We start from the raw sequence: 20022 nt of genomic DNA, 5'->3' as shown, positions 1-20022 counted from the left end.
GCGCCCGCCCCACCGACTGACATCCCGCCGGACCGAGCCGACTTGGACCCGCCATGACCCGCACCCCCGTCCTCATCGACGCCCACCACCACCTGTGGGACCTCGACCGGCGCCCCCAGCCCTGGCTCGACGATCCCGGCCTCGTGTCCATCAACCGGACCTTCACCCCCGGCGACCTGCGCTCCACGGCGACCACCCCGATCGCGGGCAGGCACCTGCACGGCACGGTGGTCGTGCAGTGCATGCCCGAGGTGCCCGAGACGCAGGACCTGCTCGCCCTCGCGGAACAGGAGCCGCTGATCGAGGCGGTGGTCGGCTGGGCGGACCTGACCTCACCGGCGATTGGCGACGTGCTGGACCGACTGCTCGCCGGACCGGGCGGCACGTATCTGCGCTCGCTGCGCCATCTCGTGCAGGGCGAGACGGAGCCGGGCTGGCTCCAACGTCACGATGTCGAGCGTGGGTTGGCGGCGGCCAGGGACCGCGGCCTCTCCTACGACGTGCTCGTCCGCAGCCACCAGCTCGACCAGGCCCTCGATCTCGCCGGACGCTTCCCCGACCTGCCCCAGGTGCTCAACCACGCGGGCAAGCCGGACATCGCCGGGGGCGCGCTGGAGGACTGGCGGCGTCAGGTGCGACGGCTGGCCGCGCACGAGCAGGTGCTCTGCAAACTGTCCGGACTGATCACCGAGGCCGACCACGACAGCTGGACCACCGCCGACATCCGCCCGGTCCGGGACACCCTGTTCGACGCCTTCGGCCCCGACCGGCTGATGTTCGGCTCGGACTGGCCGGTCGCCAACCTCGCCGGCGGCTGGAACCGCTGGGCCGCCACCGTGGACGAACTGCTCACCGACTGTGCCGACCACGAGATCCAGGCGCTCCTCGCCGGTACCGCGACCGCCTTCTACCGCCTGGCCCCGCACAGCTGACGGTCCGCACCCGTGCCGCGGCGTCAGAACTGGCGGAGCTTGTCTGACCGGTGACCACGGTGCGAGCATTGTGAGCGGTCACAACATGGCCGTCCAAGAGACCGCACTCAGGGATCCACCCTCGCTCCTGTCGACGACGCGGCGACACTCGCACCCGCTGACCAAAGGGGAACCGCCTTGTCCACAGCCGTCGTCACGGGGGAGTGGTCCCGCATCTGGTCCCGTCCGGAGCTCGGACTGCAGGCGCTCGTGGACGCCACCGGATCCGTGCGACTCGGCGGACCGGACCAGGACTGGGCCTGTCTGGTTCCGCTGGTGGAGGTGACCGCCACCGGTCACGGGCGTATGTGGTCGGGTGAACGCTTCATCGAGACGTCCATCGGCGATCGTATGGCGTACCGGGCGCACGAGACGGTCCAGGACGGCGACCGGGAGCGAACGACGATCCGGCTCGCGGATTCCCTGACCGGTCTCGTCGCCGACGTCATTCTGGAGGCGGGCGCCGCCAACGCGGTTCCTGGCGCCGGTTTCCTGCGGGCGCGGGTGCGGCTGGTGAACGAGGGCGCCACGCCGATCCGGCTGGAGAGCGTGAGCACGCTGGCCCTCGGCGGCATCGCCGACGCCGACGGCTCTCTCGACGGCCTCACCGTCCACTGGGCCGACAACGACTGGCTCGCCGAATGCCGCTGGCACAAGGCGCCTTACCGCGACCAGGTCGTCCCGCTGAGCAGAGCCGCCCACGGGCACGAGGGCCGCGGCTGCTTCGAGCGGTACTCGCAGGGAAGCTGGTCGACCGGCCGCCATCTGCCGGTCGCCGCCCTCACCGGCCACGGCGGGCGTGCCTGGCTGTGGCAGATCGAGTCCAGCGCGGGCTGGCGCTACGAAACCGGCGAACGCGAGGGCGCGGCCTACGTCGCCCTGTTCGGTCCCGACGACGCCCACCACCAGTGGCACCACACGCTCGCCCCCTGCGAGGAGTTCGCCACCGTCCCCGCCGTACTCGTCCGGACCGGGACCGGCGGCCTGGATGCCGCTTTCGGTGTCCTCACCGACTACCGCCGCGGCATGCGCCGCGACCACCCGGACCACACGGCTCTCCCGGTGATCTACAACGACTACATGAACACCCTGATGGGCGACCCCACCACCGACAAGCTCCTGCCGCTGGTGGAATCCGCCGGGGCGGCCGGCGCCGAGGTCTTCGTCATCGACGCGGGCTGGTACGACGACGACTCCCAAGGCTGGTGGGACGCGGTCGGCGCCTGGGAGGCCGCCCCCAACCGCTTCCCCGGTGGCATCAAGGAAGTCCTGGACGCCATCCGGCACCACGGCATGACCCCCGGGCTCTGGCTGGAACCCGAGGTCGTCGGTGTGCGCAGCCCTCTGGCCGGCACCCTGCCGCCCGAGGCGTTCTTCCGGCGCGGCGGTCTGCGGGTCACCGAACACGGACGGCACCACCTGGACCTGCGCCACCCCGCCGCCCGTGCCCACCTCGACCAGGTCGTCGACCGGCTCGTCGGCGAATGGGGGGTCGGCTACCTGAAGCTCGACTACAACATCAACATCGGCCCCGGCACCGAGAACGGTCCCGAGAGCGCGGGCGCCGGGCTGCTCGGGCACCATCGCGCGCACCTCGACTGGATGGCCTCGCTCCTCGACCGGTACCCCCACCTCGTCCTGGAGAACTGCGGGTCGGGCGGCCTGCGCATGGACTACGCGCAACTGGCCGTGGCACAGCTGCAGTCCACCAGTGACCAGCAGGATCCGCTGCGCTACCCGCCGATCGCCGCGGCGGCCGCCACCGCGGTGGCACCTGAGCAGGCGGCCGTCTGGGCCTACCCGCAACCTGACCAGACCCTCGACGAGATCGCCTTCACCCTCACCTCCGCCCTTCTGGGCCGGGTTCACCTCTCCGGCTTCCTCGACCGCATGAGCGACGAGCAGCAGGCCCTCGTACGCTCGGCCATCGGCGTGTACAAGGAGATCCGGACGGAGATCGCCCAGGCGCACCCCTTCTGGCCGCTCGGGCTGCCGAGCTGGGACGACGCCTGGATCGCCCACGGACTCCACGGCCGCGGGAGCACGCTCGTGACGGTGTGGCGCAGGGGCCCCGGCAGCGAAAGCAGCACGCTCTGCTTGCCCCGCCTGCGTGGTGTTCCCCTCGTCCCGGAGGTGCTCCACTCCGGCCCTTCCGGTGCCGAGGTGCGGTGGGACGCGCCCGCGGGGATCCTCACCGTCTCTCTGCCCTGCCCCGACACCGCTGTTCTGCTCCGGTTGCCCGGCGCACCCCGGCGGTGAGGTACGGGACTTGGGGGAGCCCCGCCCGCGCACTTTCCGGCCCAGGGAGGCACCGGCCGCCCCGGGGTCGTACCGACAGGCGGGCCCGGTCTTCCGCCGGGCCCGCCCACGCCGGTTCCCTACGAGAGGCGAACCTCCCGTGCTGTCAGCGCTGCAGCGTCAGCAGACCCGGGCGGTAGGGGAGCAGACCGTAGTCGCCGCCGGAGTTGGGGCTGCGTCCCTGGTAGAGCAACTGCAGGTTGCAGGGGTCGACGGTCATGGTCTGGTCGGGGCTGGTGCGGATCAGCTCGCCGTGGCTGATGTCGTTGGTCCAGCCGGCGCCGCTGTTGGCCTTGCCGGCGAAGGGGTTGCTCTCGGTCGCGGCCTGCGGGGTCCACGACCCGTTGAGGCTGGTGGCCGTGAACGAGCGGAAGTAGCGGCCCTGCGAGCCGATCGCCTCGACGATCATGAGGTAGCGGTTCTGGCCCTGCAGCTTGTAGACCTGCGGTGCCTCGAACAGGTTGTTCGTCGAATCGCTCATGACCACGGTGGAGCTGGAGCCGAAGCTGCCCGGGAAGTTCCCGATCGGCATGCTCGCCCGGTAGATCTTGCCGTTGTCACCGGCGAAGAACAGGTACATGTTCGTCCCGTCACCGATGAGCGTCTGGTCGATGGGGCCGGTGCCGGAGCCGGAGATGCTGCCGGAGAAGAGCACCTGAGGGGACGACCAGCCGTTGGGGTTGGTCGGGTCGCTCGACGTCCGGTAGGAGAAGGCGGTCCCGCCCCACTGGTAGGCGAGCACCCAGATGTTCTTCGGGGCGAAGTAGAGGAGCGTGGGCGCGACGGTGGCGGACGACATCGTGTTCTGGCTCGCCGAGGCCATGTCCGACCAGTTGGTGAACGGGCTGAAGTTCATCGAACCCCACCGCGTCCCCGTGTCGTGGGTGGTCGCGTACACGAGTTGTTTGCCGTTGTACGGGACGACGGTGAAGTCCTTGAGCGAGACCCACCCGGACTTGGGCTGCGCCAGTGCGCCCGTCGACGTCCAGCGGTAGCTCGACGGAAGGTCGCACGCGCCGGGGGTTTCTGCCCCGACCTTGACGAGCTGCCATTGCTGGTTGGTGCCGCCCCAGTCGTCGTACTGGACGATGTTCGCGTTGTCGGCGGTGGAAGCGCCTTGTACCTCAAGGGCTTTGTTGCTGTGGCGCGAGATGAGCCTCACGTAGCCGTCGGCGCTGTCGGCCAGTCGCCACTGCTGGTTGGCGGCGTTGGTGTCGGTCCACTGGACGATGGAGCCGCCGTTCGCGGTGGACCAGTTGTACAGGTCGAGCACCTTGCCGGAGTGGCGGGACTTGAGGCGGTAGTAACCACCTCCGGAGTCGACGAACTGCCACTGCTGCTGGCTCTGATCGTTCCTGGCCCACTGGGCGATCCGGGCACCGTCGTTGGTCGCCATGTTGTAGACGTCCAGGGCTTTGCCGCTGTTGCGGTTGACCAGGACATACGAGGCGTTCGTGTCGACGGTCGCCGCGCTGGCGGGCTGAGCGCCGAGGAAGGCGGCCACCAGCAGCAGTGGGGAGAGGACGGCGAGCAGGCGTTTGATGGGGACCGTGGAGGGGTGGCGTAACCACATCTGAGTGCCTCCTGGGGGCGGGGCGAGTGGCGCCGGCGAACCGCGGAGCCGCCGTGCGGGGACGGTGGAGTCGTCGAAACTTTCGACGCATGCATGAAACCTTCGACCGCACAAGCTAGGAATCAGCAGCCCCTTGGTCAAGAGCTGTCACTGTTCTGTCTGCAATCAGTCGCTCGCGTGAGGTGTGCCGTGTGGTTGGGCTGGGAGTCGGCCCTTCGAATGTTTCGTAGTCACGAGGGAAACTTTCTTTGCCCAATCTATTGACGATCCACCGTCAACGCATCAATCATCCCTCCCGAGGGTCGGCAAGTCCCCGCACCCCAGCACCTGCGCCACCCCCCATTTCGCTCGTACGCGACGCCGTGTGACGACGGCCGGCCAGGTGCCGTACACGCGGCTCGTGATCGCCCCGGCGGCACGGCCGCGGCCTCCGGCGATTCGGTGCTGCCCGGGTTCCGGCCTGCCTCAGCCCGTCCGCCGAAGGAAGTGACCGACGCTTCTCACCGCACTCCGGTCAGTCCGCGATCTCTATGTTGGAGGCACTGCCATGGGCGTGAATGCCCTTCCCAGATCCTTTGTCCGCCGCAAGGTCCGCAGTGCGCTGATGGTGCTGCTGACCGGCGCCCTCAGCACGGCCGTCGCGGTGGCCACACCGACCACCGCGACGGCCGCCGAGAGCACGCTCGGCGCCGCGGCGGCGCAGAGCGGGCGCTATTTCGGTACCGCCATCGCCTCGGGCAGGCTGGGTGACTCGGCCTACACATCCATCGCCGCACGTGAGTTCAACATGGTGACGGCCGAGAACGAGATGAAGATCGACGCCACCGAGCCGCAGCGGGGCCAGTTCAACTTCACCGCCGGTGACCGCGTCTACAACTGGGCCGTGCAGAACGGCAAACGGGTCCGCGGACACACCCTGGCCTGGCACTCTCAGCAGCCTGGCTGGATGCAGAGCCTCAGCGGCAGCACCCTGCGCCAGGCGATGATCGACCACATCAACGGCGTGATGGGCCACTACAAGGGCAAGATCGCCCAGTGGGACGTCGTGAACGAGGCGTTCGCCGACGGCAGTTCGGGTGGTCGGCGGGACTCCAACCTGCAACGCACCGGCAACGACTGGATCGAGGTCGCCTTCCGCACCGCGCGCGCCGCCGACCCGGCCGCCAAGCTCTGCTACAACGACTACAACATCGAGAACTGGACCTGGGCCAAGACCCAGGGCGTGTACAACATGGTCCGGGACTTCAAGCAGCGCGGCGTTCCGATCGACTGCGTCGGGTTCCAGTCGCACTTCAACAGCGGCAGCCCGTACAACAGCAACTTCCGCACCACGCTGCAGAGTTTCGCCGCTCTCGGCGTCGACGTGGCCATCACCGAGCTCGACATCCAGGGCGCCTCGTCGTCGACCTACGCCGCCGTGACCAATGACTGCCTGGCCGTCTCGCGCTGCCTCGGCATCACCGTCTGGGGCGTGCGGGACAGCGACTCCTGGCGCTCCGGTGACACGCCGCTGCTGTTCAACAACGACGGCAGCAAGAAGCCCGCCTACACCGCGGTCCTCAACGCGCTCAACGGCGGCTCGACCACCACACCTCCCCCCACGGGAGGCGGACTGATCAAGGGCGTCGGCTCGGGTCGCTGCCTGGACGTGCCCAACTCCAGCACCACCGACGGCACCCAGGTCCAGCTGTGGGACTGCAACAGCGCGACCAACCAGCAGTGGACCGTCACCGACGCCGGTGAACTCAGGGTCTACGGCAACAAGTGCCTGGACGCGGCCGGCACGGGCAACGGCACCAAGGTGCAGATCTACAGCTGCTGGGGCGGCGACAACCAGAAGTGGCGCCTCAACTCCGACGGATCCATCGTCGGCGTCCAGTCCGGCCTCTGCCTCGACGCTGTCGGAGCCGGAACCGCCAACGGCACCCTGATCCAGCTCTACTCCTGCTCGAACGGCGGCAACCAGCACTGGACCCGCACCTGACGAGCCCTGCGACTGGCGGCCACGGTGACGTGGCCGCCAGAACGTGTGCGGGGTAAGGGGGACGGAGGCTACGGCACCGTGTACCCGGCGGCGCGGAACAGCTCGTACCACTCGGAGCGGGTGAGCGGGATGTCGGAGCCGAGCGCGGCGGCCGTGACGCGTTCGGGCGTGGTGGTGCCGAGCACGACCTGCATCTGCGCGGGATGACGCGTGATCCAGGCGACCGCGATGGCCTCGGCGGGGACACCGTACTTGCCGCTCAGCCGGTCGATCACCGCGTTCAGCTCGGGGAAGCGGTCGGATCTGAGGAAGGGGCCGTCGAAGAACCCGGCCTGGAAGGGCGACCACGCCTGGATGGTGATGTCGTGCAGGCGGCAGTAGTCGACGATTCCGTCGTCACGCACGACCGACTGGTCGAGGCCCTGCATGTTCGCGGCGACACCCTGCGCGATCATCGGGGCGTGGGTGATCGACAGCTGGAGCTGGTTCGCCACGATGGGCTGCGTCACGTACTTGCGCAGCAGGTCGAGCTGTCGGGGGGTCTGGTTGGAGACGCCGAAGGCACGTACCTTGCCTGCCGCCGACAGCTCGTCGAAGGCGCGGGCCACCTCCTCCGGCTCGACGAGGGCGTCGGGCCGGTGCAGCAGCAGAATGTCGAGATAGTCCGTGTTCAGCGCCTGGAGCGATCCGTTCACGGACTCGACGATGTGCTCGTGGGAGAAGTCGAAGTACGGCCCGTCCTTGACGATGCCGGCCTTCGTCTGGATGACGAACTGCTCACGCTCCGACGAGCTGAGTTTCATGGCCTCCGCGAACCGACGCTCGCAACCGTGGTCGTCCGAGCCGTAGACGTCGGCGTGGTCGAGGAACGTGATGCCGCTGTCGCGCGCGGTGTTCACGAGCGTGCGCACCGCGTCGTCGGTCATGCTCTCGATACGCATCAGTCCGAGGACGACGTTGGGGACCACCATGTCGGTGCCGGGCAGAGTGAAGGTCTTCATGTGTCTCTTTCGCTGTTACATGAGCATTTCAGACGGAAGGAGCACTTCGCGGGCTACGTCGATCCGCGCGAGGCCGGCGCGTGCGGTGCCGACCGCCATGACGTGCGACGTCGCGTCCTCACTCTAGAAATCGGCAATCCAGAAATCCAACAGTTGCTGGTTCTGGTATTGAGAACTGCGGGATGTGAATGGCGGGGGGCCCTCGGGAATGACGCGGCGATGGGCCTTGTTACCACCACTGCATGACATGACCGAGTCAAAGTACTCGGTGGTGGTGGAAGGAGTCCTCATGGCACGCAGCACCACGCGGCCCGTGGTCACGCTCAGGTCGACGGCCGGTACCGGCGTCACCTACGTGACGCGGAAGAACCGACTGGCCCATCCCGACCGGCTGGTCGTGCGCAAGTACGACCCGGTGGCCGACAAGCACGTTCTGTTCCGCGAGGAACGATGACACCCGCCCCGGTCATCGACCGAGGTTCCGCAAAGGAGGCACCCCCTATGAGGACCAACATTCATCCCGTCTCCCGCCCCGTCGTCTTCCGCGACCGAGCGGCGGGATTCCAGCTGCTCACCCGCTCCACCCTCGATGCACAGCACACCGTGGTGTGGGAGGACGGCAAGACGTACCCGGTCGTCGACGTGGACATCTCGTCCGCGAGTCACCCGTTCTACACCGGCACGTCGCGGGTCGTGGACACCGCCGGCCGCGTGGAGCGCTTCGAGCGGCGCTACGGCCGTACCGCTCCCGTCCGTCCCTGACGGCCTGAGCCGACTCAATCCATGCAGGGCCCGTCAAAGGAGGCCGTGATGAAGGTACGCAATTCCCTCCGCTCGCTGAAGGCCAGACCCGGCGCCCAGGTGGTGCGCAGGCGTGGCGTGACCTTTGTGATCAACAAGAAGGACCCGCGCTTCAAGGCCCGCCAGGGCTGACACCCCGGCGCGGCACATCAGAGGCCCGGCACCGCACTGGCGGTGCCGGGCCTCGGCCGGATATGCCGGACATACAGGTGGTCGGCGCCGGGGCCGGTGCCCGAGTGGCTGTCTTCCGAGCGGCTGACGTGCGTCCTCAAGGCTCATCCGTCACGGCGGCGCTGAAACGCGTGGCGAGCGCTCTCATCGCCGCGCGCAGCTCAGGGCCGCCCTCGACACGGAACGCGTGCGGCAGCTGGGCCAGCCACTCCTGCGCGTACATCGTCGGGTTCCTCGTGCTGCCGACGAGCACGCACCCCTCTCCGGAGGGTTCGAGCCGCCCCATGGGCGGACGGATCGACGGCAGCACCTGGTCCATCGGGGCGTCGAACACGACCCGTGTGGCAAAGGCCCACCCCCGGCCCAGGTTCTCCTCCAGCACCGCCACGGGGTCGAGGCCCTCAGGCATCTCGAAGCCGTGAGCGCTCTCGCGGACCGCGCGGACGCGGTCGATCCGGTAAGTACGGATCGCGTCCGCGCGATGGGAGTGGCACAGGAGGTACCAGCGGCCGTAGCGGACGACTACCGCCCACGGATCCACCTCGGCCTCCCACTCGCTGCCGGACTCACTGCGGTACGAGAGCAGCACGCGCTGTCGCACCGCGCTCGCCGCGACGAGCGTGCTCGTCAGGGCGGGATCCGGACGGGACGTGTGGCGGTCGGGCGCCGCCGACGCGTGCTCGCGCAGGGCTGCGGCTTCCCGCCCGACGCTCTCGGGCAGTGCCCGGATGACCTTGCCCAGTGCGGTGGCCACGAGGTCGTCGGCATCAAGGTCGGCAGCCGCCGGCTGACCGTCGAGAACCGCCATGACCAGGCCCAGCGCCTCCGACTGTGTGAACAGGACCGGCGGCAGCCGCGCCCCGCGCCCGAGCCGGTAGCCGCCGTAAGGGCCCCGGGTGGAGTGCACGGGGATGCCCGCCTCGCGCAGGATCCCGATGTAGCGGCGCGCGGCCCGTTCCGTGACTCCCAGGCCGGCGGCCAGCTCGTCCGCCGTCACTCCGGCGCTACGGGACTGAAGGATCTCCAGGGTGCGCAGGGCGCGTGCGGTGGGGCTGAGCTCGGTCGGCACCCGAGCAGATTAGGCGGTGCCGAGATGTACCGGAAGTGGATTGTCCGGAACCCGTCGTAGCGTGAGGGCACCGTCTCACGCACTTCACGGTCTCGACGGTCTTCACGCGCATCAAGCTCTCGCCGCTCTTCACGGTCTCCACGCGCCTCACGGGAAAGAGAACTGATCCATGGACATCCTGCTCATCGCCGGCCTGTGGCTCGACGGATCCGCCTGGGACGACGTCGTGCCCGCGCTCGAAAAACTCGGCCACCGCCCGGTCGCGCTCACCCTGCCCGGACAGGGCGACGGGGCGGAGTCCGCCACGTTGCAGGACCAGGTGGCGGCGGTGCTCGCCGCAGTGGACGCGGCGCCGGAGAGGCCCATGGTGGTCGGGCACTCCGCCGCGTGCACCCTGGCCTGGCTCGCCGCCGACGCCCGGCCGGAGCGGGTGGCCAAGGTGGCCCTCGTCGGAGGCTTTCCGACCGGCGACGGGCAGCCGTACGCCGACTTCTTCGAGACGAAGGACGGCGTGATGCCCTTTCCCGGCTGGGGTCCCTTCGAGGGGCCGGACTGCGCCGACCTCGACGAGGAGACGCGCAGCCGCATCGCCTCGGCGGCGATCCCCGTGCCGGAGCAGGTGGCCAAGGGCACGGTACGACTCCGGGACGAGCGCAGGTTCGACGTCCCGATGCTGCTCGTGTGTCCCGAGTTCACTCCTGCCCAGGCCCGGGAGTGGATCGACGCCGGTGACGTGCCCGAGGTCACCGGCGCCAAGCACGTGGAGTTCGCCGACATCGACTCGGGCCACTGGCCGATGATCACCAAGCCGGTCGAACTCGCCGGGCTGCTGGCCGCAGCAGCTGCCGACGCCTGAACCCCGACCCCGTCCACACCGTCCCGCCACGGACCCGTTCACTCCGTGTCCGCGTTCCGTAACCAGTGCCCGTGGCCTACAACGCCGCTCCGGTGACCTCGGTCGAACCCTGCGAAGTCGACAAGCTGTTGGAGCAGTCGACGAAACGGGGGATCCACATGAACATCATTCAGCGTGCCGCAGCGTGCCGCAGCGTGCCGCAGCGGTCACAACGGTCGCGGCGGCCTTGGTCGGCGCCATGGGGGCCGTCGCGCCGCAAGCGGGTGCGGTGACACCTCCGGCGAAGTACAACGGTGTCTGCGGGGCGGGTTACTCGGTTGTCGACTCGGCGCCGGTCGGTACGGCGGGCACGGTGTACCTGACGTACAGCCCCTCGACCGGACAGGACTGCGTGGTCACTGTGCGGGCCCGTCCCGGCACCGCCGTGTCGATGCTGGCAGCGGTCACCGACGCCCAGGACGTCGACCCCGAGTTCGATGACGGTTCCTACACGACCTACGCCGGCCCGGTGTACATCGGCCACCCCGGCCACTGCGTGAGTTACTGGGGACGCATCTCCGGCCAGAGCGGCGGAGCGAACAACGTGCACTGCGCACCGCTCAACGGCTGAACGGACAGGGACCCGCACCAGGTGCTCGCCGTACCCGGCCGCCCTTCCGGCTTCGACAGGCGAAAACTCCGAACGCACTCGGTTGCCACGAAAAAGTTGTGCGGAGCTGTCGATCAGGCCAAGTCTCGTTCGACGTCATGATGTGCGGCACCTCGCCGCACGGTGACGCGACGACCTGACGAGGAACCGCATGGATCAACTGCTGAGAGTCATGAACTTCAACGTCTCGCGCGACGGTGTCGGAGCCGGTGCCGGTGAGCACCAGAGTCTCGAAAATCCGTTCGGTCTTGACCGCGCTGAGAGGCTGTTCGCCTGGGCCGGTGCCACGGCGAGCTGGCCCATGCGCACCGACCCCGGGGGGAGCCAGGGCCTCGACGACTACTTCACGCGAGACTTCGCACGCAACATCGGTGCCGAGATCATGGGCCGCAACAAGTTCGGGCCCCAGCGCGGGCCCTGGCAGGACCATGACTGGCGCGGCTGGTGGGGGGAGGAACCCCCCTTCCGCACACCGGTGTTCGTCATGACCCACCACACGCGTCCGTCGTTCACGCTGTCCGACACCACCTTCCACTTCGTCGACGGCGACCCGGCCACGGTCCTCGACCAAGCGCGCGAAGCGGCACAGGGCAAGGACGTCCGACTCGGCGGCGGAGTCACCACCATCCGGCAGTTCCTCGACGCCGACCTCGTCGACACCCTGCACGTGGCGGTCTCACCGGTGGAACTCGGGACCGGACTACGGCTCTGGGAGTCGCCCGACGAGCTGCTCGACCGATTCCACCTGGAGGTCGTGCCCAGCCCGAGCGGCGTGACGCATCACCTGTTCTGGCGCAGGTGACGCGGGGACTCACTCGGAGCCGGCTGTAAAGGCCGGCAAAGCGGACACCTGCGGGCTCCACCCCGGTGGCCCGCCGCTCACACGGGCGGCGGGCCACCCCACGGAACGGCATGATGTGGTGGCTGAAGCCACTCTGGGCGACTCTGGGAGCTTGGCCCGTGGTGCTACAGGGCTATCAGGCCGGCCGTCGTCTCCTTGAAGCCGCAGGCATCGAAGTAGAAGGCACGCAGGTGCTGCTCGAAGTCGACATGGAGCCATTCGCACTTCGCGGCACGAGCTTCGTTCAGTGCGACGGCGATCAGCTCGGCGCCGACACCGCTTCTCTGGAAGCGCTGGGCGACCACCGTGTCCAGGATGAAGGCGTGAACTCCGCCGTCCCAGAGCACGTTGACGAACCCGATCAGCGCGCCGTCGTCCCAGGCGCAGACCCAGCCGAGACTGTGACGCTCAAGTCGTTCTCGCCAGTCAGTCCCGGCGACCGCGTGGCCGAAGCCGTCGGCGTGCAGTGTGTTGAGGGCTGCGTTGTCGAAGTCGCCCCGCCACTCGTACTTGATCGTCACTCCTGGATCGTAAGGTCCCTGTCAGCGCACGCGCGGCGAGCATCGTCAGAAACAGCGCATCAGTTCGAAGTCAGGTGATTCAATGGCTGGATGGTGAGGGACGGTGCATTCCTGGGGCCCTTGGAACTGTTCGACGGGCGTTGGGTCGTCGGGGATGCCACCCGACCGGGTACGCGCTGGGTGGAATTGCGCCCGGACGGCCTCTACCAGCACGAGCCGGATTCCGAGGGACGGCTGGTCCCTTGGTCCAGGATCATGACGGGCATCTGGATCACTTGGGGCAAGCACTTCTGGAACCCCAACAGCAGGGGCAGGTACACAGTCAGAGGCACGGTCGCCGGGCGCCACGGTGGCTGGATGCACATGACGCTGCGCCATCCGTACGAGAACCACCAACTGTCTTTCGACCAGCACGCGCGCCCGTACAGGGTCGTGGACGTCCTCCGGCTGGAGTATCTGCTGCGGCACCTCATCGACGAGGGGAAGCTGCATCTCCTCGGCGAACCCGAATGGGTGGGCCATGCCGTGGCACACCTGGCCGACGGGAAGAACCGCTGGATCACGGTCCGCTCGCTGCGTCGGACGGCGGCGGAAGCGGCGGAAGCTGCCGTCCCGGGCAGTCTCTGACGGTCCACGAGGGCCTGCTTGCACCTTGCGCTCTTTGGCCGACCTTCCCAGAAGGGCTACCCGTGCGTCCTCGACGCAGGGCCGGCTGTCCGCGTGGGTCGCATGGATGTCCCTTCCGCGGCACTACGCGTCGGCAGTCGCGAAGGGTCTGCCGATCCGGCGGGTTCCACCCACCCGGTCCGAGCGTCGCCATCGGGGTAGCTTGATGTGCGTTCCGAACGGGGCCGCCGCGCCAGGCTACCGGCGGTGCGCGGCAGGGGGCGAGCGGACTCGTGCGGCTCGCCCTGTGAGAGGCATTGATCCGGGACATGCCTGTGGCTCCGGACGTATCCGGAGCCACAGGCATGTTGATGCTTAGCGGTTTACCAGCGATACCAGCGGCCCTTGCGGCCGCCCGCGTCAGCGGAGCGCATGACGAAGCCCAGCAGCCAGACGACCAGCACGATGACCGCGAGCCACCACAGTGCCTTGAGTGCGAAACCCGCGCCGAAGAGAAGCAGGGCCAGCAGAAGAACCACAAGCAGGGGAACCATAGTTATCAACCTCCGTCGCTTCTCGTGCCCGGCAAATGCAAGAACACACGGTCGATTTCCCTGGTTTCTCCACGCTTCTCACGGGCACTGGACTTAGTTTCTCCACACCCTTCGCACCTGTGCCAGCCGGTTGGTCTGCGGCCGGGCGCAGACGTCCCGCGCCCTCGGTTCACCGGGTCGGCGCGGCGACGAGGGGGCGAGTCGTGGCGGGTGTGTCCGTCTTGCATACGGTGCCGTCGGCGGGGTGGGTGCCATGGATGAGGGCGGCGTCAACTGCCTTGTTGACGCACGAGTTGGTGCCGTAGGAGCCGTGGCCGACTCCTTCTCGGGTGAGCAGTACCGCGGAGTCCAGGGTTCGGGTCATGTTCTCGGCCCAGTGGTGCGGGGTTACGGGGTCCAGGCGGCCTGCGACCACCAGTACCGGCGGCGCACCGGCGCCCGTGAGCGGCTTGGTGACGCGGTCCTTGTTCGGCGCGGGCCACCGGGCGCAGTTCAGGGCGGAGTAGGCGGCCCGGGTCCCGATCCGCTTGGCCTCGTGAACGGCCTTGGCGGCTGCGGCCTTGTGCGCGGCGATGGCGGCCGGGGTCTGCCAGTCGGCGCAGCGCACCGCGGTGTGGGCTTCGAACATCGCGGTGGGGACGGGGAAGGGAGACACTGTGACGCTGCTCCACAGGGTGTACAGGGGTGCGCCGTTGCCGTCCTGTGCGGCCAGCAGCGCCGACGTCAGCAAGGGCCAGATGTGCTGGTCGCCGGCCAGGGCTCGGGCGGCCTCAAGGGTCATGGAGCCGTCGAGTGCGCCGCCCGGCGCGCCGGTCTTGGCGGGTGCGATCTTCAGCGGCTTCGCTTCCAGCGTGTCGATCAGGGTGTCGAACGCCGCCTGGGGGTCTCCTGCTCCGAACGGACACACCGCGGCCCCCTCGGAACGGCAGGTCTCGAACCAGGCGTTGAGCGTCCGTTCGCTTGCCACGGCGACGTCGTGGAGAAAGGTCAGGGAGTTGCCGAACCACAGGTTGGTGTCGACCGGCGCGTCGAGCACGATCTGGCGGACGCGGTGGGGGAACAGGGTGGCGTACATCGGGCCGACCACCGTGCCGTAGGACAAGCCGTAATACGTGATCCTGTCCTCGCCGAGCGCGGCGCGCACCTGGTCGATGTCGCGGGCAACGTTGTCGGTGGACAGGCTGGCCAGGAACTCCTTGCTCTGCTGCTTGACGCAGCCTTCGGTGAACGCGGCAGCATCGGTCAGCAGCCGCGGCAGGGGTTTGCCCCCGGGGATGGCAGGGTTGAAGGCGGTACCGGCGGCGTCGGCTCGTTGTTTGTCGGTGAGGCAGCGGACAGCCTGCGATTCGCCGACGCCGCGCGGGTCCATCGCGATGACGTCGAACCTGGCGAGTATCGCGGGCGAGAAGGCGCCTGGTGTGCCGGCTGATTTCGGCAGATTTCGCAGGGTTTCGATGGCGGGAACCCCTGGCCCGCCCGGGTTGAAGATCAGGCTGCCGATGCGGCGGTCGGGATCAGTGGCCCGGTGGCGCATCAGCGCGAGAGGGATCTGTACGCCGTCAGGATCGGTGTATTCCTGCGGCACCTTGATGGTGGCGCAGTCAAGGTCCTGCCCGCACGTGCTCCAAGTGAGCAGGTCCGGGGACGGCGCGGAGGCCGACGAGCCCCCTGCGGACGTGCCGCGCGCCCCCGAGGCGCCGGACGAACACCCGGCCAGAACCATGAGGACGGCTGCGGCCAACGCCGCCCCGTACCGGGCTGCGGACTTCGGCCTCAACTGGATCATGCTGATCTTCCTTTCGCCGTACTCGTGTCATTCCGCGCAGCCGGGACGTGCTGGTCGCGCGAGGTGCCGCCCGAAGAGGGCCGGCGTGGTCGTGGATTCCTCGCTTCGAGGGGTCAGTGACCGGCCGTGTCGAGGAGGGGGGAGTGCCGCAGGCGGAGGGCGCGCTCCATGCTCGCCAGCACGGCCCCGCCCCCCAGGGCGAGGTTCAGCCAGATCGGCAGGTGAAGCGGCGATTCGAACGTTCCGACCCGCACCGCGACGGGAGGAATCTGAGAGACGGGTTCAGCGAGCTGCAACAGGTTGAGGCCCACGCCGATGACGAGCAGCAACACCGATCCGGTGCCGATCGCCCGGCTCAGCCCCGGATGGCGGGCACCGAAGCGCGCCCGTCGCCCCTCCGCTGAGGCAGGGTCGGGCGTGAGCTGACGCGGCTGTCCGTCCAAGGGGCGGTAGTGGCAGCGCCTGATGCCCCAGTTGCTCATCGCCACCTCGATGACACCCCCGTCGACAGGGAAGATCGCGGGCAGTTTCGACTCGGCCACGTGCCTGCCGTCCAGGAACAGGTGCGCCCGGATCCTGCTGTTGTCCAGCCGCGCCCAGTGCCGTACGTCGACGGCGTGTACGCGAACGTCTCCGTGGCCGCCGGTACCGGGAAGCCGTAGCCAGAACAGGGAGCGCAGAGGGAGCTGCCACCAGCGGAACCGTTGCAGTTCCCTGCCGTCTCCCGGCTTGAGGCGCCTTGATGCCGCCCACTGCCTCCAGGTCATGCTTCGCCCCCTCCTTCGTGCATCAGCCGCACCTCACTAGTACAGCGTGTTAGTGGGAGACACTAGCACGCTGTACTAGTACGGCGTGCTAGTAGAGTGAGGGGTGCTGGGAGAAGCGAAGGAGAGCGGGGCATGGACACACGCGAGAAGATCCTCCAGGCCGCTGCGGAGATGATCGCCGAGGACATCGCGGCGAAGCTGAGCGTGCGAGCGGTCGCCGCGCGTGCGGGAGTGAGCACCGGCTCGCTGAGGTTCCACTTCCCCACCCAGCGCGCCCTGCAGGACAGCTTGCTCGCGCGGATCTACGAGCACCTGCTGCCCGGCGACCCGATCCGGGACCGGACGCTGCCGCCCCGCGAACGGCTGCTGAACTGCCTCCGGCAGGTTCTCGCGCCGCTCGCCACCAGCGAGGACGCGCGAACCGCGTGGGGCACGACGTATCGGGCCTTCATCGAACCCGAGCCGACCGAAGAAGTGCGCGCCGCATACCTCGGCCATGAAAGAGAGGCGGAGCGCCGGGTCGAACACTGGCTGACCGTGCTCGCCGAGGAAGGCGTACTCCCCCCGGGAGATCACACGCGCAACGTCAGGTTCCTTCTCACCGTCCTCAACGGACTCTCGGTCGAACGCGCCCTGCCCACCAGTGAATCCGTCCTCATCGCCGAGACCGAGACCCTCAACGCCGCCGTCGATTACGTCCTCTCCGTCAAGCGGGACGAGGGTGATCGCTGACGCCTTGGCCTGGTAGGCGATGTCGACGGGGCTCCGCTGTTTGTGTGGGTCGCGGTCGAAGCCGGGCTGAGTCAAGTTGCCGCCCTGCGCGATGCGTTGGACGGGATGCGGCTGACGGGGCGAGGTGCACGCGTTCGGTTCCCCGATCGCCACACGAACCCCGCTTCGCCGCACCGGACTTCGCCGGCGGTCACGCCCTCGGGGCCGCCCGCCTGGCAGAAGCAGGGCCGGGCGGCGCAGTTCTGGCCGAGGTCCCGTGCCGGTGATCGTCGTCGGTCAGCAGATCGTGGAAGTGCTCGCGCGGATGGGCTCGTGCAGGAATGGCCGGAGCCGTGACCGCTGTCGAAACCCCTTCCCGGCCCATGAGTTGGACGTACTTCCTGTCCCGCTCCTCGCGTTCCGTACCAGCGGCACCATGCGCTCGCCGAACTCGTAGAACCGCCTTTCGCGACCCGGGACACTGCGCCCGCGGGTGTGGGAGGCTGTGGATCGGCACCATCGGCTCCTCGTCGTGGAGGACAGCCAGCCCGTGGTGAGCCGCGGTGGCGGCGATGGCGAGGTCCACCGGCGGCATGTCGGCCAGGCGCGGCACCGCGCCGGCCCCTTCTGCGGCAGTGTGCGCCGTGTCACGCATCGCAGAACCTCCCAAGTTGCCCACATCACAGCGCAAACGCCCCTGTGGCATTCATGCTCGAAACGGACACGCAGTCCCGAACCGGAGCGCACTGTCCTGGACTTGGGTGAATCGTTCCCTAGTGGTCTATGACACAGCGCCCGTGACATTTCATCTCGTTCCCTGTAGAAAGGCGCCAACCATGGCCGCTTACCTGTGCCCGCCTGCCGTCATACACGGCACGCACGCCGTGCGGACCAGCCAGATCGTGGACGAAGTGCGCGGTCGGCACCCGAACGCGGCGTGGGCGCCGCGGATCGACGGCATCGCGGCCAGTACGGGCATCGAAACCCGTGGCTGGATGCTGCCGTTGGAGGCCGCCGTCGCACCCGGCAGCGGAAGCGGCCTGCCGGCCGCCGGTATCGGGCCGGCCCGGGAGGCGCTGGCCGGTGACGGGTTCAGCGAGCAGGACGTGGATCGTGTGATCGCCGCCCTTGAGTCGATACCCGCGCCGCAGACCGTCCAGGAGCGCACCGCGCCGGCTTGGTCGGCAGTGCAGTCCTACGGCGAGCGTGCTGCGCGAGGTGCCCTGCAGAGCGCCGGAGTGGACGCCGCGGACGTCGACTGTCTGATCGCCAGTCACTCCACCACCCCGGCGCTGCCGGGGCTGGACGTCTCCCTCGCCAACAGACTTCCGCTCCGGCGCGACGTGCTGCTGTTGCCGGCCACGCAGTGGGCGTGCATAGCCGGCACCCGCTCCCTCGCGCTGGCGGCGGATCTCGTGGCCGCGGACCCCGACCGGGTGGTCCTGGTCGTGATCGCGGAGGCACTGAGCACGACCTACCAACCCGCGGACGACACCCTGGAGTCCCTGATCGTCCGGTTGCTGTTCGCGGACACCGCGGTCGCCGTGGTGGTCACGGGCCGCCCGCGGGCCGAGTCGACGCTGCGGCTGGACACCGCCTGGCACCACACTCTGCCCGGCACCCAGGACCTGCACCGGCTGGAGACACGGGAGGACGGCACCCACTTCGTGATGGACCGTCGAGGACCGCGCGCTGTGCAGGAGACGGTCACCGCGATGTGGGAGTGGCTGCGCCTCCGCTACCAGGACGACCCCGGCTCCTGGCACCCCGACCTTCTGCTCGCCCACCCCGGCGGGACGCGTGTACTGGAGTACATGGAGCAGACGATGCCCGACGGGTGGCCGTCAGGGCTCCTGCGCTACAGCCGGGACAGCTACACCAGCGGCAATCGCGGAGGCGCCGCCGTGTTCGACATCATGCGGAGGGCGTACGACGCCGGGCAGAAGCCGGGCAGCCGTACCGTTCTGTACGCGGCAGCCCCGGGCCTCACGGCCACCGCCCTGGAAGGGGAGTGGCTGTAGCGCGACTCGCGCCCTTGTGACGGGCGCGGACTCGCGCCCCTCGTGACGCCGGTACCGCCGCCCGACGGTACCGGCCGATGCCTCACCGGTACTCGGCCGGAGTCGCACCACCACCCGGCCGAAGCCTCACCAGTCCGCTGACGCCTCGTCACCGCCCGGCCGACACCCCGTCACCGCTCGACCGAGGCCCACACCACCTTGCCGGTGTCCGTCCACCGCACCCCCCACCGGCTGGTGAGCCCGTGCACCACGTGCAGGCCACGGCCGGCGTCGTCGAGGAGCCCGCCCGGGCCCAGCCGCGGCCTGCCGTTGCCGGTGTCGCCCACCTCGCACAGCAGCCCGTGACCGGTCCTGATCAGCCGTACCGTGATGGGGCCGTCGGCGAAGCGGACCGCGTTGGTGACCAGTTCGTCGACCACCAGCAGCACGCTGTCCCTGGTGTGCTCTCTGGTGCCCCACTGCCTCAACAGCTCGGAGACCAGTGTGCGGGCCCGGGCGGCCGCGTCGCCGCGGGCGGGAAGGCGCCACGTCGCGGTGTCCCCCTTGCGGTAACCGATCATGCGGGCGATCAGCAGGGTCACGTCGTCGCGCCGACGTGTCGGCGCCACCGCCGAGACCACGCGCCGCGCGGCCTGGTCCAGGGCGTCCCAGGGGTGCACCGAGGACACGGCCTCCGTCAGCCTGTCGATGCCCTCGTCGATCGACAGGGCGGGATCCTCCACCAGGCCGTCGGTGTAGAGGGCGAGCAGTGAGCCCGGGGGCGCGCAGAACGCGTGCACGTCGTACGGCTCCCGCAGCGCGAACTCGGCGCCCAGCCCGGGATGGGGATGTATCGCGACCCG

The 20022-nt window shown here is 69.0% G+C and carries 20 protein-coding genes; 12 read left to right on the top strand and 8 right to left on the bottom strand.

Translation table 11 applies throughout. The features are described 5' to 3' along the window. The first annotated feature begins 53 nt into the window (after positions 1 to 53). Both EHS43_RS14265 and EHS43_RS14260 read left to right on the top strand, forming a co-directional pair. Complete coding sequence (locus EHS43_RS14265; protein ID WP_125191146.1) at positions 54 to 932, top strand: amidohydrolase; 879 nt, start codon at positions 54 to 56, stop codon at positions 930 to 932. 177 nt (positions 933 to 1109) lie between these two features. Then, a complete protein-coding gene (locus tag EHS43_RS14260) occupies positions 1110 to 3230 on the top strand; it encodes a glycoside hydrolase family 36 protein (RefSeq protein ID WP_125191145.1) in 2121 nt (706 codons plus the stop codon). A 145-nt stretch (positions 3231 to 3375) separates the two neighbouring features. Here EHS43_RS14260 and EHS43_RS14255 read toward each other — a convergent pair whose 3' ends face one another. Then, positions 3376 to 4842, bottom strand: coding sequence for a non-reducing end alpha-L-arabinofuranosidase family hydrolase (locus tag EHS43_RS14255; RefSeq protein WP_125191144.1), 1467 nt, complete (start codon positions 4840 to 4842; stop codon positions 3376 to 3378). A 547-nt stretch (positions 4843 to 5389) separates the two neighbouring features. On the opposite strand from EHS43_RS14255, the gene EHS43_RS14250 reads away from it, so the two are divergent. Further along, the gene (locus EHS43_RS14250) at positions 5390 to 6826 is read left to right on the top strand and encodes an endo-1,4-beta-xylanase (protein ID WP_125191143.1); all 1437 of its coding nucleotides are present in this window, start codon (positions 5390 to 5392) and stop codon (positions 6824 to 6826) included. Between the two features lie 68 nt (positions 6827 to 6894). On the opposite strand, the gene EHS43_RS14245 is transcribed toward EHS43_RS14250, so the two are convergent. Next, complete coding sequence (locus tag EHS43_RS14245) at positions 6895 to 7827, bottom strand: aldo/keto reductase family oxidoreductase (RefSeq protein WP_125191142.1); 933 nt, start codon at positions 7825 to 7827, stop codon at positions 6895 to 6897. Positions 7828 to 8116: 289 nt separating this feature from the next. Here EHS43_RS14245 and rpmG point away from each other — a divergent pair, with 289 nt between their 5' ends. The 3 genes from rpmG to ykgO are packed head-to-tail and all read left to right on the top strand — an operon-like array spanning position 8117 to position 8760. Continuing rightward, on the top strand, positions 8117 to 8281 hold the full coding sequence (gene rpmG / locus EHS43_RS14240) for a 50S ribosomal protein L33 (RefSeq protein ID WP_031055715.1): 165 nt from the start codon (positions 8117 to 8119) through the stop codon (positions 8279 to 8281). 47 nt (positions 8282 to 8328) lie between these two features. Beyond that, on the top strand, positions 8329 to 8589 hold the full coding sequence (locus EHS43_RS14235) for a type B 50S ribosomal protein L31 (RefSeq protein ID WP_125191141.1): 261 nt from the start codon (positions 8329 to 8331) through the stop codon (positions 8587 to 8589). A 48-nt stretch (positions 8590 to 8637) separates the two neighbouring features. Continuing rightward, positions 8638 to 8760, top strand: coding sequence for a type B 50S ribosomal protein L36 (gene ykgO / locus EHS43_RS14230; RefSeq protein WP_125191140.1), 123 nt, complete (start codon positions 8638 to 8640; stop codon positions 8758 to 8760). Between the two features lie 136 nt (positions 8761 to 8896). On the opposite strand, the gene EHS43_RS14225 is transcribed toward ykgO, so the two are convergent. Beyond that, a complete protein-coding gene (locus tag EHS43_RS14225; protein WP_125191139.1) occupies positions 8897 to 9868 on the bottom strand; it encodes a YafY family protein in 972 nt (323 codons plus the stop codon). Positions 9869 to 10037: 169 nt separating this feature from the next. Between EHS43_RS14225 and EHS43_RS14220 the strand changes: the two genes are divergently transcribed. The 3 genes from EHS43_RS14220 to EHS43_RS14210 all read left to right on the top strand — a co-directional run bounded on the left by EHS43_RS14220 (position 10038) and on the right by EHS43_RS14210 (position 12175). Then, positions 10038 to 10724 carry an alpha/beta fold hydrolase gene (locus EHS43_RS14220; RefSeq protein WP_125191138.1) on the top strand — a complete coding sequence of 229 codons (687 nt, stop codon included), beginning with the start codon at positions 10038 to 10040 and terminating at the stop codon, positions 10722 to 10724. 238 nt (positions 10725 to 10962) lie between these two features. Then, positions 10963 to 11334 (top strand): spore-associated protein, encoded by a 372-nt coding sequence (locus EHS43_RS14215; RefSeq protein WP_260470524.1) that lies wholly within the window; start codon positions 10963 to 10965, stop codon positions 11332 to 11334. A 190-nt stretch (positions 11335 to 11524) separates the two neighbouring features. Then, positions 11525 to 12175 carry a dihydrofolate reductase family protein gene (locus EHS43_RS14210; RefSeq protein ID WP_125191137.1) on the top strand — a complete coding sequence of 217 codons (651 nt, stop codon included), beginning with the start codon at positions 11525 to 11527 and terminating at the stop codon, positions 12173 to 12175. Positions 12176 to 12339: 164 nt separating this feature from the next. Here EHS43_RS14210 and EHS43_RS14205 read toward each other — a convergent pair whose 3' ends face one another. Then, positions 12340 to 12735 carry a GNAT family N-acetyltransferase gene (locus tag EHS43_RS14205; protein ID WP_125191136.1) on the bottom strand — a complete coding sequence of 132 codons (396 nt, stop codon included), beginning with the start codon at positions 12733 to 12735 and terminating at the stop codon, positions 12340 to 12342. Between the two features lie 357 nt (positions 12736 to 13092). Here EHS43_RS14205 and EHS43_RS48765 point away from each other — a divergent pair, with 357 nt between their 5' ends. After that, on the top strand, positions 13093 to 13362 hold the full coding sequence (locus tag EHS43_RS48765) for a hypothetical protein (RefSeq protein WP_312023420.1): 270 nt from the start codon (positions 13093 to 13095) through the stop codon (positions 13360 to 13362). 362 nt (positions 13363 to 13724) lie between these two features. Here the strand turns inward: EHS43_RS48765 and EHS43_RS14195 are convergent, their stop codons facing one another. The 3 genes from EHS43_RS14195 to EHS43_RS14185 form a co-directional block, all read right to left on the bottom strand. Beyond that, positions 13725 to 13895: a hypothetical protein gene (locus EHS43_RS14195; protein ID WP_037706792.1), complete on the bottom strand. Its 171-nt coding sequence runs from the start codon at positions 13893 to 13895 to the stop codon at positions 13725 to 13727. A 169-nt stretch (positions 13896 to 14064) separates the two neighbouring features. Beyond that, positions 14065 to 15681 carry an alpha/beta hydrolase gene (locus EHS43_RS14190; protein WP_125191134.1) on the bottom strand — a complete coding sequence of 539 codons (1617 nt, stop codon included), beginning with the start codon at positions 15679 to 15681 and terminating at the stop codon, positions 14065 to 14067. 113 nt (positions 15682 to 15794) lie between these two features. Beyond that, positions 15795 to 16448 (bottom strand): hypothetical protein, encoded by a 654-nt coding sequence (locus tag EHS43_RS14185; RefSeq protein WP_125191133.1) that lies wholly within the window; start codon positions 16446 to 16448, stop codon positions 15795 to 15797. Between the two features lie 132 nt (positions 16449 to 16580). On the opposite strand from EHS43_RS14185, the gene EHS43_RS14180 reads away from it, so the two are divergent. Next, complete coding sequence (locus EHS43_RS14180; RefSeq protein WP_125191132.1) at positions 16581 to 17180, top strand: TetR/AcrR family transcriptional regulator; 600 nt, start codon at positions 16581 to 16583, stop codon at positions 17178 to 17180. 815 nt (positions 17181 to 17995) lie between these two features. Further along, positions 17996 to 19180 carry a type III polyketide synthase gene (locus EHS43_RS14175; protein ID WP_125191131.1) on the top strand — a complete coding sequence of 395 codons (1185 nt, stop codon included), beginning with the start codon at positions 17996 to 17998 and terminating at the stop codon, positions 19178 to 19180. A 170-nt stretch (positions 19181 to 19350) separates the two neighbouring features. On the opposite strand, the gene EHS43_RS14170 is transcribed toward EHS43_RS14175, so the two are convergent. Continuing rightward, a partial coding sequence (locus EHS43_RS14170; RefSeq protein WP_148104043.1) for an ATP-binding protein occupies positions 19351 to 20022 on the bottom strand: 672 nt, incomplete at its 5' end.

This window comes from Streptomyces sp. RP5T, from assembly GCF_003933965.1.
GTDB lineage: Bacteria > Actinomycetota > Actinomycetes > Streptomycetales > Streptomycetaceae > Streptomyces.
This window is presented reverse-complemented; position numbering and strand designations above follow the sequence as displayed.

Bases quoted from the DNA above. Each gene is read 5' to 3' on its own strand.
- EHS43_RS14235 (WP_125191141.1), top strand. From the start codon at position 8,329: ATGAGGACCAACATTCATCCCGTCTCCCGCCCCGTCGTCTTCCGCGAC.
- EHS43_RS14245 (WP_125191142.1), bottom strand. From the start codon at position 7,827: ATGAAGACCTTCACTCTGCCCGGCACCGACATGGTGGTCCCCAACGTC.
- EHS43_RS14265 (WP_125191146.1), top strand. From the start codon at position 54: ATGACCCGCACCCCCGTCCTCATCGACGCCCACCACCACCTGTGGGAC.
- EHS43_RS48765 (WP_312023420.1), top strand. From the start codon at position 13,093: ATGCACATGACGCTGCGCCATCCGTACGAGAACCACCAACTGTCTTTC.
- EHS43_RS14255 (WP_125191144.1), bottom strand. From the start codon at position 4,842: ATGTGGTTACGCCACCCCTCCACGGTCCCCATCAAACGCCTGCTCGCC.
- rpmG (WP_031055715.1), top strand. From the start codon at position 8,117: ATGGCACGCAGCACCACGCGGCCCGTGGTCACGCTCAGGTCGACGGCC.
- EHS43_RS14185 (WP_125191133.1), bottom strand. From the start codon at position 16,448: ATGACCTGGAGGCAGTGGGCGGCATCAAGGCGCCTCAAGCCGGGAGAC.
- ykgO (WP_125191140.1), top strand. From the start codon at position 8,638: ATGAAGGTACGCAATTCCCTCCGCTCGCTGAAGGCCAGACCCGGCGCC.
- EHS43_RS14210 (WP_125191137.1), top strand. From the start codon at position 11,525: ATGGATCAACTGCTGAGAGTCATGAACTTCAACGTCTCGCGCGACGGT.
- EHS43_RS14215 (WP_260470524.1), top strand. From the start codon at position 10,963: ATGGGGGCCGTCGCGCCGCAAGCGGGTGCGGTGACACCTCCGGCGAAG.
- EHS43_RS14190 (WP_125191134.1), bottom strand. From the start codon at position 15,681: ATGATCCAGTTGAGGCCGAAGTCCGCAGCCCGGTACGGGGCGGCGTTG.
- EHS43_RS14250 (WP_125191143.1), top strand. From the start codon at position 5,390: ATGGGCGTGAATGCCCTTCCCAGATCCTTTGTCCGCCGCAAGGTCCGC.
- EHS43_RS14180 (WP_125191132.1), top strand. From the start codon at position 16,581: ATGGACACACGCGAGAAGATCCTCCAGGCCGCTGCGGAGATGATCGCC.
- EHS43_RS14220 (WP_125191138.1), top strand. From the start codon at position 10,038: ATGGACATCCTGCTCATCGCCGGCCTGTGGCTCGACGGATCCGCCTGG.
- EHS43_RS14195 (WP_037706792.1), bottom strand. From the start codon at position 13,895: ATGGTTCCCCTGCTTGTGGTTCTTCTGCTGGCCCTGCTTCTCTTCGGC.
- EHS43_RS14175 (WP_125191131.1), top strand. From the start codon at position 17,996: ATGGCCGCTTACCTGTGCCCGCCTGCCGTCATACACGGCACGCACGCC.